The following is a 16,567-nucleotide window of genomic DNA, read 5'->3' on the forward strand; positions in this document are numbered from 1 at the left end:
CACCATCAGTTTAGCTGACTTTCATACTAAGCCGATGGTTTGATAGCATCCTTCGGTCCCAGTCATTTCCTGCTTTCAACCAACCATATATTCATCTTAAGTGGACTGTATGGCAATAACCGTTTCCAATATTACATTGACGCCTTTTTCACAATCTTCCCAGGTAGTAAGTTCCTCTTCACAATGACTTTTACCGTTGATGCTTGGGACGAAAACCATGGCAGTCGGTATATAACTAGCTATAAACTGAGCATCATGTCCTGCGCCGCTTACCATTCTTTTATATGGTAAGCCCAATGAATGGGTCGATTGCTCAAGCAAATTGCAAATCGATTTATCGAACCATACGGTATCCCTGTCCCATAATTTTTTCACTTGGATGTCGCAGCCACTTTCTGAACCTGTGGTTGTAAGGCCTTCAATGACTTCCTCCACCATTTCGATGACCTTGGAATCCTTATGTCTCGCTTCTAGCGAAAAAATCACTTTATTAGGGATGACCGTATGGATATTAGGAAACACATTTACCCTTCCCATCGTAAAAACTAAATCTTCATCAAGCATGCCCAGCTTCTGACGGGCCTCCATAATCAAGCTATTCGCCGTGAAAAAAGCATCCTTTCTCATATTCATCGGGGTAGTTCCCGCATGATCGGATTCTCCAGTAACTTCTATCTCATAGCAAACCATTCCAAGGACACATTCAACGACACCGATCGTCAATGATTCACGTTCAAGAATGGGCCCTTGTTCGATATGCAACTCTAGAAATGCAGTCGCTGCTTTTAAACGGGACTCTTTATCCCCTGCATAACCAATGGCATTCAAGGCGCTTTCGAAAGTGGTTCCTTCACTATCCGTCTTTTGCAGCATGATTGATTTTTCGAATTTCCCTGAAAGAACTCCCGATGACATCATGGAAGGTTCGAACCTGGCTCCTTCTTCGTTCGTAAAATTGACGATCATCACCGGAATTTTTGGTTGGATATTATTTTCCACCAGAGTCCGCACGACTTCCAAGCCTGCAGCTACACCCAAGATCCCATCAAACCTCCCGCCCTTTTTAACGGTATCCATATGTGACCCCATTACAATGGGCGGTTTGTTTTCAATTCCCGCTAAAGTAGCGTAAATATTCCCCATATCATCAACCTTAATGGTCATCCCCAATTCTTTACAACAAGCGCAAAAGTAATCACGGACTAATCGATCTTCTTCGGAAAGGGATAACCGTGTGACTCCGTTGTTTTCTGTGCGTCCATAATCCGCGAATTTCTCGAGTGTACGACTCAGCCTCTCACCATTAATTAATAATTTTTGCTTTTTCATAGCGAAAATCCCCCTTTTAGATAACCTGCTAAAAATTCAACATTTGTTCGCTTAATCCAAAAAAATCATAGTGAAAGTCTTGGTTGTTTACTAGATACTCTAGATTATATTTCCACTAATGATTCCCTATGATAGAGAATCTCTCCATTCAGAATCGTTGATTCAACCTTTAAATCCTTAATATTTTGAGGATCAACCTTCAAAATACTATCATTCAATACTACTAGGTCTGCCAGCTTCCCTTCCTCTATGCTGCCTTTGACATCCTCATCGAAACTCGCAAACGCGCCATTCCAAGTGTATAGTTTAATGGCTTCCATTACGCTAATCGATTGAACCGTCCCTATTTTCGTACCAGACCTGCTTTATGAGAATCTATAAACCCAGGAAGTAATGACTTTCCCTGCAAATCAATCACATTTGTTTCTTCTCCGATAAAAACCTTGATTTCCTGATTCGTTCCGACTGCCGAGATTATATTTCCTTTAATTGCCAAGGATTCTGCAACTGAATTTTTTTGATCAACTGTTATGACCTCTCCGTTTATGAACACGATATCAGCTTTCAAACACTCACACCTTCCTTATTATTTACCCTCATTACTCGTATCATTTCCTTTTCTTTTGCTGTCTCTCACTTTCACTTATTGGAATATTCCGTTTTTAATAGATTCATTATATCCACCCCAGATTATGAATTCATTAGACAAATAGTCAAAAGTTTTATCGTTTTTTTATACCTTTCATATGATTATGTCTATCCTCTTATGACTTTTAGTCCCCATTTACTCACGTTTTTTAGATAAGGAATGATAGAATTTAGGGGGAATTTCACCAATCAAAAAAAGGATAGGCACAGCCGCTGATATGCTTACCTATCCTTTCCATTTTTCATTTTTTTTACAACCCATTCAATCTCCCAATAATGCCAATGGTCAAATACTGTTTATTGGCATTAAATTCCCATAGCCAATATCGAAGGGATAATTCACTTTTATCCACTTCTTTAATAAAAGTTTTTATCCCAATCAATGCTGCCCCATAACCCACGTTTGAAGCTAAGGCAAAGATGGCATTCAGCCCTTCATTAATGGTATCCATATACTCGGGTTCCATTTTTAAGATATCAGTCCATGTAATATAGAATCCATTTTGCTTGATACATTTAGATATAGAGTGATTCAACGTACATACTATCTCATCCCTAAGATCTAAAAATCCATTCTTTATCTCTTCTGCGTCTCTTTTCTGATATTGTTTACCATAATCAGAAAGCAGTTCCTTGGCCCAATTATAAAAAAGTTGGGTATAAATGGCGGAGGTTGCCACGATATCAAAACCATTATGATAATCAGCAAAAATACTGTCAGAAAGCTGACTTAACCGATTCTCGGTATCCTTTATATACTGAATGATTCCCTCTGCCTTTTCACCACGCTTCAGCATGGAAGATAGGTGGTGATCAAACCCCATTTTGTCAAGGCCTGTTACATCGATTTCAACAAGTTGAATTTTTTCCCGAGTCCGTTCAGGCAAATTCTCAGTACCCTTTTCCATGCTTTCCATATCAATATCAAATAAATATATGGAGTTGCATTTAGTTGCCAGATACTCAATATCCAAATCATCGCAATTGCCTGCACCAACAATCGCCACTTTATCAACATTCTCTCTTTTCGAAAAGGCGGCATCGAATAACCCTGTAACTTTTAAACGATGCTGTTTCCACCTCATCTTTCTGAATTCTTCTCGATTATGATTGATTTCTCTTTGAAAGGTTTCCAAGTAAATCTCTCCCTTTAGGGTACTATCCATTTAATTATTGTAACAAAGTATCCCGATATTGTAGAGGGCAGGTCATTTTGATTTCGCAGTTGGATAAGGTTCGCTCCTTAAATTAAAGCCAGATTTCTAAATTTCAATAGTTAAATAAGCTAGGCAAATGTTAGAATGAATATGGGAAATATTGAAAGAAAGCAGAGATAACAGGAGGCTGTTCCTTGAGCAAAACAAAAAAGATTTCACTGACTTTACTAGGTGTTTTTTTAATTATCTTGACCGGTGTCGTGATACTTGTGTTTTCATTCACACAGAGCATGAAAGCAGATCTTGATGAAGAAAAGAAGGTTAAACAACAAGCTGAACGATACTTAGAGAAAAACTTTGAAGATGGAACGGAAATATATGATGTCCTATACGATAATATGGGTAACTGGGGCTATTTTGACTATGCAGCTAAAGTGAAACATGAAAAATATGGTACTCAATTTTTAGTTTTCTTTAATGAGGAAACAGGGGAAATGGAGGACACATTCATATCTGATAAATGGCAAGATGATGCTGAAAAAGAAATAAGGCCTTATATAGAAAATGAACTGGGGGACGTATTGATATCCAAGGATATGGGAGATATTGCTGAAAGTGATGATTGGGAAGAGATTCAAGAAGAAATAGGTGATTCGAATCAATTACTCTTGGTTTTTGATGAGAGGATCGGGAATGAATTAAAGATTGATCCAAATAAAGCAACTAGCTATAAAGATTACGAAGTTGCCCCAACCATTCGGATTACCCTTTCACGTAAAAAACAGGATGCAGATGAAGACCGATTTACTGAAATTATCACTGCCCTAAAAAAAGATGGGGTGCTTAAACATGGAAATATGATTGTAGAATTTATCAGCACCAATGGTGTGCTTCTCGAAGATGAGGAATGGAGTAAATCATTTTAAAACCTTCAGATTGTTTTAAAAAAAGGTAAAGAGCAACATTCATAGCCTGCTGCTCTTTACCTTTTTTTGTTTCTGGAAACACCCCCTAAGTTTTTCTCTACCAAACTATCCTATTTTTTTGTCGCAAATATCTTTGATTTTCCAATCGTCTTTTTTTCATGCTATTGCCCACCAGACAAAAACCATACTGGAAATGTCCAAAATACATTGAATTTGCCGACAGTGTTGGGCTAAATGTGATAATGTTTCGCTTCTCGTGTAACCTCAGTTTGGCGAACAGCCCTCCGTTTTTCTGGTCAGAAAAAAATTTTTTTATATGAAAATAACAATCCTTCCATGTTTTATATAAGAAACTGCCCCATTTCCTGAATAAATGTATCTAGTAAATTATATTTCATACCTACTGAATCATCCTTGGCGAAAATTTCTGATTGGTAGCGCTATTACTTCCATTCCTGGGATAAAAATCTTTACAATTCCAGGTTTTATAAGTATTTATCGCAGTTTTCTTAATTCCCCTTATACCCTACATGGTAATATTCTATATTCATGAATCATCAAAAATAGGAATTTTTACCCAAGACTTTTACCCTTTTCCCAATCGTATAAATATTCAAAAAAATGTCGAGTTGAGTCATCTATCCTTTTACCCTTATACTAGGGAAGAAAAATCGAAGGAGGAATTATACATGAAGAAGGAAATTTCAATTATTGGTGTTCCAATGGACCTTGGTCAAACTAGAAGAGGAGTGGATATGGGGCCTAGTGCCATTAGATATGCAGGATTGAGTGAAAGACTTGAAAACATTGGCTATACTGTCCGTGATGAAGGTGATATTAAAGTAGAAATACAAGAAAGAGCACAAAGTGATAGCGACACAAATTTAAAGAATCTGCAGGATGTAGCAGAAGGTAATGAAAAATTGAGTCAAAAAGTGGATGAAGTCATCCAATCAAATCGGTTTCCTTTAGTATTAGGGGGAGATCACAGCATAGCTATCGGCACATTAGCTGGTTTAGCGAAGCATTCTGATAACTTAGGGGTAATTTGGTATGATGCACATGGCGACTTAAACACAGCTGAAACTTCCCCATCAGGAAATATACATGGTATGTCCCTAGCAGTAAGTTTGGGCCTTGGCCACCCTGCATTGACTAACATTGGCGGATATTCTCCAAAAATCAAACCAGAGAATGTTGTCATTATTGGTGCCCGTTCCTTAGACCAAGGTGAGAAAGAGTTAATCAAGGAAAAAGGAATTAAAGTTTTTACCATGCATGAGATTGATAGAATGGGTATGACAAGAGTGATGGAAGAATCGATTGCTTATCTGAAAGAACGAACAGATCTTGTACATTTATCACTTGATCTTGATGGTCTTGATCCAGATGATGCACCAGGGGTAGGAACGCCTGTAATGGGAGGCATTAGTTACCGTGAAAGTCATCTTGCCATGGAAATGCTGGCTGAAGCTAACATCATTACATCTGCAGAGTTTGTAGAGATAAACCCAATATTGGACGAGCATAATAAAACGGCTGAAGTTGCTGTCGCATTAATGGGCTCATTACTTGGGGAAAAATTACTTTATGGAGCGGAAGATCACCTTATCAATCCTGGTTTACTGGCTGAAGTAAAATAGTCGAACTCTATTGAGATGACAGTGATTGATAGAATTATAGAGAGAGTTCTTTACATGGATGCTCCATTGGAATAAGTCCATAATTCATCAGGGTGCTTCTCTCCCCATTGGCGGATGATCGACATGATTCAATTTACATCCCTAGTTTCCTGACGCTTGGCTTCCTTTTCTTTATTAAGCGACGCTATCGAAATTAATTCTGCATAGGTACCTATGTTTATTGACTCATGTTTATTGCAGAAGTAATCTCTTTTCCGGGGGAATTCGACAACACCTGAGATTCAAAACCGAAGCTTTTAGAATTGTGAATGAAAAAACACACAAATTCCCTAAAAACGTCCAAACATAAATGAAACCGTTTGCACCCATCAGGTAAAGGAGTTTTTCAATGAAAACAACAGAAAATCAACCAAATGAATTAAAACGGAGCATGAAAGCAAGACATTTATTTATGATTTCAATAGGGGGATGTATTGGTACGGGCTTTTTCATTGGATCAGGCTATACCATCCATGAAGCAGGGGCCATCGGTGCTATCCTCTCCTACATAGTCGGCGGCTTCATTATGTACTTAACGATGCTTTGTTTAGGTGAACTATCAGTTGCCATGCCTGTTTCCGGTTCGTTTCAGACATATGCGACAAAATTCATCGGTCCTGGAACCGGTTTTGCAATAGGATGGCTTTACTGGTTAGGTTGGGCCGTTACAGTTGCCTTGGAGTTTCTGGCAGCAGGACAGCTTATGCAAAGATGGTTTCCTGAGTCACCAGTATGGATGTGGTGTGCAATCTTTGCTTTTCTCATATTTTCACTAAACGCCTTATCAGCAAAGGCATTTGGAGAATCGGAGTTTGTTTTTTCAAGCATAAAAGTATTGGCCATCATTCTGTTCATCATAGTTGGCGGTGCTGCTATGTTTGGTCTTATTGATATGAAAGGTGGACAAGAAGCTCCATTTTTCTCCAACTTTTTCAGTGAAGGTCTTTTCCCTAATGGGATATCAGCCCTACTAATCACAATGATTACAGTGAACTTTTCATTCCAAGGAACGGAATTAATCGGAATTGCCGCTGGTGAAAGTGAAAACCCGGAAAAGGTCATACCTAAATCCATCAAACAAACCGTTTGGAGAACCCTTTTCTTCTTTGTTCTTTCTGTCTCTGTACTCTCAGCGATGATTCCAAGGGAAAAAGCTGGAATTGCTGAAAGTCCATTCGTTGTTGTACTAGATAGCATCGGAGTTCCGTATGCAGCTGACATCATGAACTTTATCATTCTTACAGCACTGTTGTCAGTGGCAAACTCCGGTCTTTATGCTGCGACACGTATGCTCTACTCGCTCTCCAGGGAAGGAATGGCAAGTCCGAAGCTCGGTTTGGTAAATAAGAGAGGGATTCCGCTTAATGCCTTGCTTATCACCCTGGCAATTGCCGGTTTGTCTTTACTTTCAAGTGTAGTAGCTGCAAAAACAGTGTTTGTCTTTCTTCTCTCCCTTGCAGGATTAGGGGCACAAATTGGCTGGATTGCCATATCGGCTTGTCTTCTTGCTTTTAGGAGATCATATACCCGCCAAGGAGGAAAGGTAGAAAATCTGAAATTCAAAGTACCGCTATACCCGTTCATTCCAATTCTTGCTTTAACAACAAACTGCATCGTCATGATCAGTCTGGCGTTTGTTCCTGAGCAGCGGATGGCCCTTTATTGCGGGGGAGCATTCTTCCTTGGTTGTTATGCGGTTTATCACTTTAAAGTGAAGAAAAACAAGAAAGTAGAAACTCCAACACAGGAAGTCCAATTAAATGCCGGTAAAAAAATGGTCATTTAATTTTATCCAGATTGCTGCGGAAAAGAGTAAAACGATGAAAAGCATTCGCTTTTCATCCTTCGATTCCGATAGAAAGTATGCGACACTACATTAAAGAAGAAATACCCTGGATGTTTTCACACCCAGGGTATTTTTTATACTTAACCACTATTAATCTCGGTATTTCAATTTTCCCAACCTAATCACCTGCGTAGCAATCGAATGATAGTCATCAATCATTCCTATCAGTTCCCCATTCTATACCCTTCTGCTCAAAAAAAATTATTATAACCCGGTCCATGATTAAAAGCATATAATAGGAAGTTACATTTCAGTTTTAACGCATGGATAATTCAGCTCGAATTAAGCTAAAGAATGAATCTTATGACATTTAACAAGCATCACAAAAATAAAATCATCTTAATCGATGATTTTATTTTTGTGCATATTCTTTTAATCTAGGCAGGATTGGCTCTAAAATTTCCTTGGCTATGTAATCCGTATCCAATCCGATGAAGCGTTCACTTTCCAATTCGACCGATCTCGCCTTTTCCGGGTCATTACAAAAAATAAACGATATGATACCGTTCTCTTCGGTCATATCTACATACTTAAATGTAATGTCATGTTTCGTAAGACAACTTTCAAACGCAATGCACAATTCATCTATATTTGATTGACTAATAGATGTGAATTTCATATTGATCACCCCTCTGCTAAAGGATAGCAAAATAAAGCATGAATTACAAAGTGAAAATCAAAGCAGCAGCTAATGTTTCATGATCATGATTCATCCGACACAATTTCCAAAAGGGAACCTGACTTATCTTCTTTTTATCAGTGTAAAAACCTAAAATCAAGAAATGAATACAAACCATGACATGAATGATGTCTTCTGATGATGATCTCCATAAGAAATTTCATTCAACCAATCGATTTCATCCAATTTCCCATCCTTGTTTGATTTAATTTTCCATCTTCCATAATCAGTATATCCATAGCCATATCTGCATGATGTACCCCCGCAATATGGACTTCCTTATGAATATTCCAGGGCATGTCTCATATCTTTATACAAACACCTTGTTAGGAGTGGGCCAACATGAAGTCTTTTTATAAGGGAACGCTCATTTTGATTGTCGCAGCGTTTTTTGGTGAATGTATCGAATTTTTAGTGAACATGATCCTAGCCAGGGAATTACAGGAAGAGGGCATGGGGCTTTATATGTCCATATTGCCAATTTTCTTTTTAATATATGTGATTGCCAGCCTTGAATTACATATTTCCATTTCAAAATTCGTCGCAGAAAATAAACAGACCATGCATTATAATCTTATCATTCATGCACTTAAAATGGCGGCTGTCATCGTGTTGGTCATGTGTGTGGTCATGCCTTTCATACTTTCCTTCTCATCAATAATGGACAAATATCATCCCTATATTAAATGGCTGCTCATCACACTAATCCCAATCGTTGCATTTTCATCGATTGCAAGAGGTTATTTCATGGGTGTCCAGCAAATGGGGAAGATTGCTTTGTCCAACTTTTTGAAAGATATCATTCAATTTGGTTTGCTTTTCCTCATCTTTAACTTATTTCATTTTAACCAGGAAAAGTCACTTTTGATGGCCTTTTTTGTTTTAATTGGCAGTGAGTTCCTCGTTTTTCTATACTTGATCAACCTTTTGATTCTTCAAATGCGAATCATGAAACGCGGTACGAACTCGCGAACGACCGGTAAACATGCACGGCAAAAGTTATTGGCGGTTTCGCTGCCCACCATGGGGTTAAGGATCTTTCATGCCATAACAAATGCCATTCAACCTTTTTTGATCCATACGGCACTTCTCTCGGCAGGATTCGGTGCGGTCGTGGCAACAGAGCATTTTGGGATGCTCACTGGGGTTGCGATGACAATCGGCTTCTTTCCGGCCTTTATCGCGCATTCCTTAATGATCATGCTCATTCCGAATGTTTCGAATGCTTACAAGAAACAGGATAAGGAAAAATTGAGGGTTTTATTGCAAAAATCGATGTCTTTTACCGTATTGTATGGAGTTCCAGCCGTGATCTTCATTTATTTCTTTGCGGAACCTTTGACCTCCCTCTTTTTTTCTTCAACATCTGCCGCATACTATTTAAAATTATTATGTCCTTATTTCCTTTTTCACTTTTTTGTCATTCCAATGCAAGCCTACCTCATCGGCCTGGGCTTAGTGAAAGATGCCTTCATCCATACAGTTTGGTCCCATATCGTTGCATTTTTAATGATGTATATCCTTGGGTCTCAAGCTTCTCTTAATATGGGAGGCATCATTTTAGGAATGAATACGGGCGCTGTATTATTGACTTTCATGCACTACTTGACCATTTGCAAAAAGATTGGGATTAGCATTTTACTGACGAAATCGAGATCCATATCGATAAAGTGAAGCAAAGACCATGTTCATCCCCCTGATGCACAAAGTTACTTTATTTCACTTTCATTTTTATTTTGAGGAAACACAGCAAACCAATTATATACAAGTTCCATCCAGCAAATCCCTTGCTGTTGTTGGTTTGTAAGATTTGGATTAAAAATTTTGAGCCTTTCCCTGTACATATCACCTTGGTTCCTGTATATTTCAACATACTTGGGTAATAATCAAGTAAAATGGTTTATACTAACCATACAATTGTAATGGAGTGATTTCATGAGTAAAGCTAAGGCTAAGAGTGGAACGGGTAAAGGTACGGGCACAGGTACGGGCAAGAAGGGCTGGAATCGTTGGAAAACGGGTGCCAACAAGAAAAAAAGCGCAAAACCATATGTAAGTAAAGGCGTCAAACATTCCAATGAATCAAAAACTTCAGGCCAACCTGCAGGTGACAAGTCCGAAAAATAATAACTTGTTCTGAATCCAAAAATTAATATTTGTTCCATATTCTCATACAGGGTGTTAAGGAATCTGTATGAGAGAGATGGGTCTAATAGATATAATATTCATGGGCGATATCCATATATGCTAAGAATGCGGCTATTATTATACATACCATCAAAAAAGACACTCCCAATCCCGGTAGTGTCTTTCACTTTTTTTATGTTCTTTTTATCTAAATTGGCTTTTGGGTTTGATAGCATTGATTTTTTTCGGGGTAAACTCTGTCCGGAAGCCGTTAGTGGCTTTTTTAACAGAGTCTGTAACTGAATGTATCGCTTCACCAACATCCTGAGCAGAATCCAATAAAGGTTCAACCGTTTTCATTTTAGTTTTTACATCGTCGGTGATTTCATTTGCGGTTTGCAACAGTTGTTTCGATTCTCCGGATAAATCGTGGATGGCATTTCTCACTTCAACCAATGTTTGATTGGCTTCTCCTATAGTGGCCATTCCTTTTTGAAGTGTACTGATCAAAAAAACGACCAACCAAATGAAGGCTAAAGCGATTGCAGCCACACTATATTGAATAATCATGTTGAAGCTCCCCCTCTAAATTTAAAAGTAGAAACGATTAATCCAAATATGTTAGTGGATCCCGGGGTTCATGTTTTTTTAAAATGACCAATAGCACTATTTGATTTTGATTTGTATGCCCTCAGCTTCTGTTTGAGTTGAAGGAGCTGTCGGAGTGGATAAATCATTTTTTTGGCGGCCATCCAAGCTGGCTTCTTTCATGGAATTGGTCACATTATGAATCATTTCCCCAACATCTTGGGCGGATTCTAGTAAAGGATCGACATTTTCCATCTTCCCTTTTACATCTGCTGTAACTTGATTCGCAGAGTGGATCAATTGTTTGGACTCCTGCGTCAATCCATGTACTGCGTTTCTAACCTCTTCCAGTGTCTTATTTGTTTCTTCGAGCGTCCCCATTCCTTTACGCAGCGTCTGGTTGACATTATATATCAAATACACGACAGCTCCGGAGACACTGGCCACACTTAATTTCATGAACATTTCATTTCTCCACTCCCTTCATTTAAATTTATGCACTCGTCCTTCCATCATCCATCCTTCTATATCCTATAAGATGATTTATAGTAAGGATGAGACCGTATATGGGGAGAATCATCAGTCTGTTTTCGTAAATGTCCGGATATTTGTTCTTATTTAGAACAGGCGTAGGAAGAGGTCCCCTTTTCCCCCACCATTCTTCACCCCTACTTACCCATTCTTTTTTTAATCTTTTAAAGGGTGACGATACACACATATATTCTAACGAGGTATATGTTGGAATTATAATTAATCATATTGATGTCCTCACTTACAAAAGTATTTAAAAAATGAAATTTTTAAAAATACCAAAATCATACATTGAAATCCGCCCTTTTTAGGCACACTACTATTAAAAACAGGAGGATACCATGACACCTCGGAACGTTTCAGCTAAAAATGATTCAGAAGAGAAAGATACTCTTGCTTCACCTGATAAGGAAAGTGAACTAGGCAAACTCAACCGATTATTAGGTGCGGTCATGAGATATTTATCAGATGATGAGCAAGAAGAAATCGATATAGAATATCTTCTTGAAAACACAGAAGGGTTGCGGGATTGGTGGAGCCAATATAGGGAGCTTGATCGAAAAAGGGTCGAAGAAGAAATAAAAAATTCCCTGACAGATCTATCCCTTGAAGAACTTGAAACCATCCGTGAACAAATTCGCACAAAGGAAAAATAAAAAAATCCCTGCATGGGGATTAACTACAGGGAATTCTTCTTTCATTTTATATACATTATTGAATATAAAGTTCATGCCGTTCATGAAGCACCAGGAACCTTCTGATTCAAATACCGTTCAATGAACTTAGTTTTAGTTGATCGATCATTGAATCCACTAATGCTTGCAATGGATTTAAAATTGCTCTTCCTGTCTGAAACTCATATCTCTTGGCTGCGTCAACCATTGATAGTTGAGCAACCGACAGCAGTTTATTTTCGTTATTAAAGTCATGCAGGAACTTCACGATTTCCTGGCTATATTTCTCACCCAATCCCTGCATAATGTATTCAAAGGTATTGTCGATGATGATAACTTGAAAATCCACACCCCCATATTTTTCAGAATGGGCATTTAAACGTTTGACTGTTCCTTCAACTGTAGCAGGGTTCGTGAATAATATGACTTGCGGCTGCTGCAATTGGCAAATCTGCTCAAAATACGGTTCATCGATTTTAATGATAGGCATGGGTAAGGATAGTTGTTCTTCGTTTAAAAAGGCGATGTAGTTCGTACAGGTTATCAGGATGGCATCCACTTTACAATTAGCAATCCATTCAACTTTTTCTTTAACCGTTTTTTGAGCATCCGAATACTTAAACTTTTTATCCGTTGCCACCCGGTGCATCATTCCTGGATCTACAAAATGAAGCCATTCAATATCAAATTTCGAGAATGCTTTTTCTATGTATTCTATATTTGTGTAGTGTGCATGCAAACAGCCTATCTTTTTTCTCATAAACATCCCGCTTTCACTTTTGGTTTTCTGATTATTCTAACATAAAAAACGGCGTTATTTTGCCCACTACCGGCCAAAACGATAATTTCTAATTCTTAGCCATCCCACTCCTGCTATAATTGGATGAAAAATATACCCTTTAAACAGAATGCCACTCGGTTGGGTATGAATCGGGACTTCAAGCATATATTTATCAAGGCGATACCAACGCAAGTATTAGTGTTTGAATATAAGGATCATCTAAATGAATATCATGTAAATAATCAAAAAGGAACTGGTCAGATGAAATTTTTAAATGGAGAGTGTTCATTATTCTATATTTAATCGCGATTATTTTCCCTCCCTTAGCCGTATTATTAGTGGGTAAACCTATTCAGGCTGTGCTTAACTTGATCCTCACACTATTTTTCTATGTTCCCGGTTTAATTCATGCCATCTTAGTGGTGCATGATAAACAAGCTGATAAACGAATGAAGCGGCAAGCAGCACTTATTGCTAAATCGAAACGAAATGACTAAGTGAATATATACAACCACTTTTAACCCAAATAACGTACACCAAAGGTGTACGTTATTTGGGTTATTTAACATCAGAAAGAATTCGTTACTTGAATCTGTGCGACTTCCTAGGCCCTTTATGGTAACATGCATCACATATCTGAAAACGTGAGTCATTCGGCAACCTTTTTCCACAGCGCTTGCATTTTTTTTGATAATTCAACATTTCATCTTTTAACTGATCATGAACGCCATCACTGATTTCTTCACGGATACGCTCCCAATAAACAGCTTCGGTCCTCTTGCCCATCCGATACAAGAATAATAAATGAAGCCCTATCGCTTTATAAGAAAGCTCCAATTCCTCCAGGTTTCTAGTCTTGATGATCGGTTCAGGAAGATCACTGCCCTCGGCAATCGCTTCGACCGTTTCCAGCCACTGCCTGATCAGACTTGGTTCCTTGGCTGAAAAAGGAATATGCAGGAAACCATATAAATCCATTAAGGAAAAACGCACTTCGATTTCAGTATCCCGTATCAGCTCGTAAAGCTCCCTTTCTTCCGATAGAGACGCCTTTTTCGTGCCTTTAGGAGGCTCGAACCTTTCCCACATTTCGAAAAATGTTCCCATGTTCCGGTAATATTTTTGAAAACGTTCAAATACAGCAGAGGTTGGGGCAATGGTGAAGGTTTGAACTGGTTCATCCATTTGTTCCAGCAACTTATTCATGATTTTAACCTCTGCTGTAAATGCTACCTTGCCAGTGTCGTAAATACCTTTTCTACCCGCCCGCCCTGCGATCTGTTTGATTTCTTGAGAAGTCAATCTTCTTCTTCGTGTCCCATCGAATTTTTCATTTTCAAGAAACACGATGCGGCGGATTGGCAAGTTCAATCCCATCCCAATCGCATCTGTGGCAACGACAACTGATGTTTCACCGCGATTGAATAACTCTATTTGCCGTTTTCTATTTTCTGGAGGCATACTGCCGTATATCATGCTGACATTATGCCCACTCTCTTTTAGACGGGACGCGGTTTCCAGTACCTGCCTTCTCGAAAAACAAATGAGGGCATCCCCTTTTTTGGTATACTTCAATCCAAATTCCCTTTGTTCTACCTCAAGCGGTATTTCCCGTCTGTATTCGTGGAGTTCTAAATCTGCCTCATTCAGAAGGTTCAGAAGCATCATTTTGATATTCTTGCTTCCGATGATATGGACCTCTTTCGCATTTGCTTGAGTGATTGCCCGAAACCACGAAAAGCCTCGATCTTTATCGGCTATCATTTGGGCTTCATCTATAACGATTACTTCATGGTAGTCCTTTTCATGAAACATTTCAACGGTGCTCGAGACATGATTGGCACCCGCAACTGCCTTTTCTTCTTCACCGGTTTTTAATGAGCAAGGAACACCATCCGCATTTAATTTATCAAACACTTCGAGGGCCAGCAGTCTTAGGGGAGCTAGATACAAACCGCTCTCCGCTTCCTTCATTTTTTGTAGGGCCTTATGAGTCTTCCCGGTATTAGTCTCTCCGATATGCAAAACATACCTAACCTTTTTCCCTAATGATGGAGTATAGGCCTTACCTATGATGTCATCAATCATCCTTTGCTCTTCAGCCCGCTTTTTTGCTTCCTCTGCCAATACTTCAGCTTTTCTTCTTTCTCTGTTCGCCTCGTCCTTTTCAAATATTTCTTCGTGCAATGTTTCATCAAAAGGTATACCTTCGAGGTTCAGTAAATCAGAAAGGTATTCTTCCTGAAGTTCATCAAAACAGGCCTGTGACAAATCAGTCAATTCATCCCGTAGTATACCTTGAAGGGCTTCAACCTTCAGTCTCTCACCATATGACTCCAAAAAATCATGATGCAGTGCTACAGGTAAATGGTTCAAGTATTTTTTTGTTGCTAATTTCATAATGAAATCCGAAACTAACCTTTCATACCGGTAAAAATAATTTTCATATTCATAATGGTTTTTTCCCCAATCGAGTAACGTGTGAATATCCCCTGTCAGCTCTTCCAAAAAGTCGGTGACCATTAGGTATTCGTTAGGTTGAAATCCCCCTTCTTCAACCAATTGTTCTTCAAGCAAGTATGGATCGACATATTGGAATTTAGGCTTATTATTAAGATCCGCTGCCAAAATTCCCGCAATATGATACCTGACATGTAAATACAAAAGAAGTGAGTTTTTTTCAAAAAATGTATTGGCCTCTTCTTGCAGCCTTACGCGTATCTTCCAACGCTGCTTAGCTATCCGCTGTTCTTCTTGTCGTTTAAAGAAGTTTTCCCTCGCATTTTTATATCTCTTCTCCCAATCATCTGGATTTTCAGCAAAGGATTTTTTAATCCACGACAAGGCATCAAATGGGCGATACTTCTTTAATTCATTCCGGAACATGCTATTGATCAGCTTATGATCTGAGCCTTCCGTAACAAATCCCCTTTCGCTAAGAAACACCTTTTTTTCCTTTCTCGGCACATCGTTTGATGCTTTATTTAACCAAACATTAATCCAAATTTGCTCAATAAAAGACGTCCTGTCAGATAAATATGTTGCATATGAAGGCATTGAATCTTGATTCTCCAAATAAAAATCCATATCCTGGATTATTTTTTCCTTTGTATTCTCTATAGCAATAGGATATATACTTTCTAATTTTCCCATAATAATCCCCTTTTGAATTATCCGTTATGTACTTATTCTTACCTATTATCCTCTCCAAAACATTGTTTTAAATGAGCGAGATACATTCGTTTTATCTATATAATCCATGTGTTTCGTTAATCATGATAAAGAGCAGAAATGCCAAGCTGCATGACCTCTGGACGCGCTCGGGTTAATTCCAAGTATGTACGTTTAAGGTACTCTTACCATTTCACGTACAGTATAATAGATATTAGATAGACTGATTATCGACTTTAAGAAAGTGAAGTCTATCCCGCATTCAGAAAAAATCCACGATTTAGCTATGGTCATCAGACGAATGAAAATTAATGATATTAAAAGAAAGCCGATATTAAGGTAAAGGGCAATTTTTAACTGACTGACATTCATACTGAACCAAGAAAAATGGAAAACAGCCCATTACACGATCGGCTACTTCTCGATTA

Annotated in this window: 15 protein-coding genes and 1 pseudogene; 7 read left to right on the top strand and 9 right to left on the bottom strand. The window is 38.4% G+C overall.

Features of this window, described 5'->3' with window-relative positions; genetic code table 11:
- Positions 1-96 precede the first annotated feature (96 nt).
- From QUF86_RS19890 to QUF86_RS19900, 4 genes and pseudogenes are all read right to left on the bottom strand, one after another.
- Positions 97-1,329, bottom strand: coding sequence for a Zn-dependent hydrolase (locus QUF86_RS19890; protein WP_289335349.1), 1,233 nt, complete (start codon positions 1,327-1,329; stop codon positions 97-99).
- Positions 1,330-1,433: 104 nt separating this feature from the next.
- Positions 1,434-1,694: pseudogene (locus QUF86_RS19895) on the bottom strand (amidohydrolase family protein); the annotation flags it as partial.
- Positions 1,673-1,897, bottom strand: a complete 225-nt coding sequence (locus QUF86_RS28940) for a hypothetical protein (protein ID WP_483313929.1) — start codon at positions 1,895-1,897, stop codon at positions 1,673-1,675. The pseudogene QUF86_RS19895 and the gene QUF86_RS28940, both read right to left, overlap by 22 nt.
- 331 nt (positions 1,898-2,228) lie before the next feature.
- Positions 2,229-3,113, bottom strand: a complete 885-nt coding sequence (locus tag QUF86_RS19900) for a hypothetical protein (RefSeq protein ID WP_289335350.1) — start codon at positions 3,111-3,113, stop codon at positions 2,229-2,231.
- A gap of 215 nt (positions 3,114-3,328) precedes the next feature.
- Here QUF86_RS19900 and QUF86_RS19905 point away from each other — a divergent pair, with 215 nt between their 5' ends.
- The 3 genes from QUF86_RS19905 (at position 3,329) to QUF86_RS19915 (ending at position 7,528) form a co-directional block, all read left to right on the top strand.
- Positions 3,329-4,060, top strand: coding sequence for a hypothetical protein (locus tag QUF86_RS19905; protein WP_289335351.1), 732 nt, complete (start codon positions 3,329-3,331; stop codon positions 4,058-4,060).
- Between the two features lie 689 nt (positions 4,061-4,749).
- Positions 4,750-5,703: an arginase gene (rocF, locus tag QUF86_RS19910; protein WP_289316465.1), complete on the top strand. Its 954-nt coding sequence runs from the start codon at positions 4,750-4,752 to the stop codon at positions 5,701-5,703.
- Between the two features lie 388 nt (positions 5,704-6,091).
- Entirely contained in the window at positions 6,092-7,528 is a 1,437-nt protein-coding gene (locus tag QUF86_RS19915) for an amino acid permease (protein WP_289335353.1), read from the top strand.
- 412 nt (positions 7,529-7,940) lie between these two features.
- On the opposite strand, the gene QUF86_RS19920 is transcribed toward QUF86_RS19915, so the two are convergent.
- Positions 7,941-8,207 carry a hypothetical protein gene (locus QUF86_RS19920; RefSeq protein ID WP_289316467.1) on the bottom strand — a complete coding sequence of 89 codons (267 nt, stop codon included), beginning with the start codon at positions 8,205-8,207 and terminating at the stop codon, positions 7,941-7,943.
- A 402-nt stretch (positions 8,208-8,609) separates the two neighbouring features.
- Between QUF86_RS19920 and QUF86_RS19925 the strand changes: the two genes are divergently transcribed.
- The gene (locus QUF86_RS19925) at positions 8,610-9,941 is read left to right on the top strand and encodes a polysaccharide biosynthesis protein (RefSeq protein WP_289335354.1); all 1,332 of its coding nucleotides are present in this window, start codon (positions 8,610-8,612) and stop codon (positions 9,939-9,941) included.
- 261 nt (positions 9,942-10,202) lie between these two features.
- A complete protein-coding gene (locus QUF86_RS19930; RefSeq protein ID WP_289316470.1) occupies positions 10,203-10,394 on the top strand; it encodes a DUF3934 family protein in 192 nt (63 codons plus the stop codon).
- A 204-nt stretch (positions 10,395-10,598) separates the two neighbouring features.
- On the opposite strand, the gene QUF86_RS19935 is transcribed toward QUF86_RS19930, so the two are convergent.
- Positions 10,599-10,964 carry a DUF948 domain-containing protein gene (locus tag QUF86_RS19935; protein WP_289316471.1) on the bottom strand — a complete coding sequence of 122 codons (366 nt, stop codon included), beginning with the start codon at positions 10,962-10,964 and terminating at the stop codon, positions 10,599-10,601.
- A 96-nt stretch (positions 10,965-11,060) separates the two neighbouring features.
- Entirely contained in the window at positions 11,061-11,447 is a 387-nt protein-coding gene (locus QUF86_RS19940) for a DUF948 domain-containing protein (protein ID WP_289335355.1), read from the bottom strand.
- A gap of 407 nt (positions 11,448-11,854) precedes the next feature.
- On the opposite strand from QUF86_RS19940, the gene QUF86_RS19945 reads away from it, so the two are divergent.
- On the top strand, positions 11,855-12,169 hold the full coding sequence (locus tag QUF86_RS19945; RefSeq protein ID WP_289316473.1) for a hypothetical protein: 315 nt from the start codon (positions 11,855-11,857) through the stop codon (positions 12,167-12,169).
- Between the two features lie 106 nt (positions 12,170-12,275).
- On the opposite strand, the gene QUF86_RS19950 is transcribed toward QUF86_RS19945, so the two are convergent.
- Complete coding sequence (locus QUF86_RS19950) at positions 12,276-12,953, bottom strand: hypothetical protein (protein ID WP_289335356.1); 678 nt, start codon at positions 12,951-12,953, stop codon at positions 12,276-12,278.
- Between the two features lie 305 nt (positions 12,954-13,258).
- Between QUF86_RS19950 and QUF86_RS19955 the strand changes: the two genes are divergently transcribed.
- A complete protein-coding gene (locus QUF86_RS19955) occupies positions 13,259-13,465 on the top strand; it encodes a YqaE/Pmp3 family membrane protein (RefSeq protein ID WP_289318383.1) in 207 nt (68 codons plus the stop codon).
- Positions 13,466-13,550: 85 nt separating this feature from the next.
- Here the strand turns inward: QUF86_RS19955 and QUF86_RS19960 are convergent, their stop codons facing one another.
- Positions 13,551-16,121: a DEAD/DEAH box helicase gene (locus tag QUF86_RS19960; protein ID WP_289335357.1), complete on the bottom strand. Its 2,571-nt coding sequence runs from the start codon at positions 16,119-16,121 to the stop codon at positions 13,551-13,553.
- Positions 16,122-16,567 lie beyond the last annotated feature (446 nt).

This window comes from Peribacillus sp. NJ11 (assembly GCF_030348405.1).
Taxonomy (GTDB): Bacteria; Bacillota; Bacilli; order Bacillales; family DSM-1321; genus Peribacillus.

Bases quoted from the DNA above. Each gene is read 5' to 3' on its own strand.
- QUF86_RS19890 (WP_289335349.1), bottom strand. From the start codon at position 1,329: ATGAAAAAGCAAAAATTATTAATTAATGGTGAGAGGCTGAGTCGTACA.
- rocF (WP_289316465.1), top strand. From the start codon at position 4,750: ATGAAGAAGGAAATTTCAATTATTGGTGTTCCAATGGACCTTGGTCAA.
- QUF86_RS19915 (WP_289335353.1), top strand. From the start codon at position 6,092: ATGAAAACAACAGAAAATCAACCAAATGAATTAAAACGGAGCATGAAA.
- QUF86_RS19920 (WP_289316467.1), bottom strand. From the start codon at position 8,207: ATGAAATTCACATCTATTAGTCAATCAAATATAGATGAATTGTGCATT.
- QUF86_RS19925 (WP_289335354.1), top strand. From the start codon at position 8,610: ATGAAGTCTTTTTATAAGGGAACGCTCATTTTGATTGTCGCAGCGTTT.
- QUF86_RS19930 (WP_289316470.1), top strand. From the start codon at position 10,203: ATGAGTAAAGCTAAGGCTAAGAGTGGAACGGGTAAAGGTACGGGCACA.
- QUF86_RS19935 (WP_289316471.1), bottom strand. From the start codon at position 10,964: ATGATTATTCAATATAGTGTGGCTGCAATCGCTTTAGCCTTCATTTGG.
- QUF86_RS19940 (WP_289335355.1), bottom strand. From the start codon at position 11,447: ATGTTCATGAAATTAAGTGTGGCCAGTGTCTCCGGAGCTGTCGTGTAT.
- QUF86_RS19945 (WP_289316473.1), top strand. From the start codon at position 11,855: ATGACACCTCGGAACGTTTCAGCTAAAAATGATTCAGAAGAGAAAGAT.
- QUF86_RS19950 (WP_289335356.1), bottom strand. From the start codon at position 12,953: ATGTTTATGAGAAAAAAGATAGGCTGTTTGCATGCACACTACACAAAT.
- QUF86_RS19960 (WP_289335357.1), bottom strand. From the start codon at position 16,121: ATGGGAAAATTAGAAAGTATATATCCTATTGCTATAGAGAATACAAAG.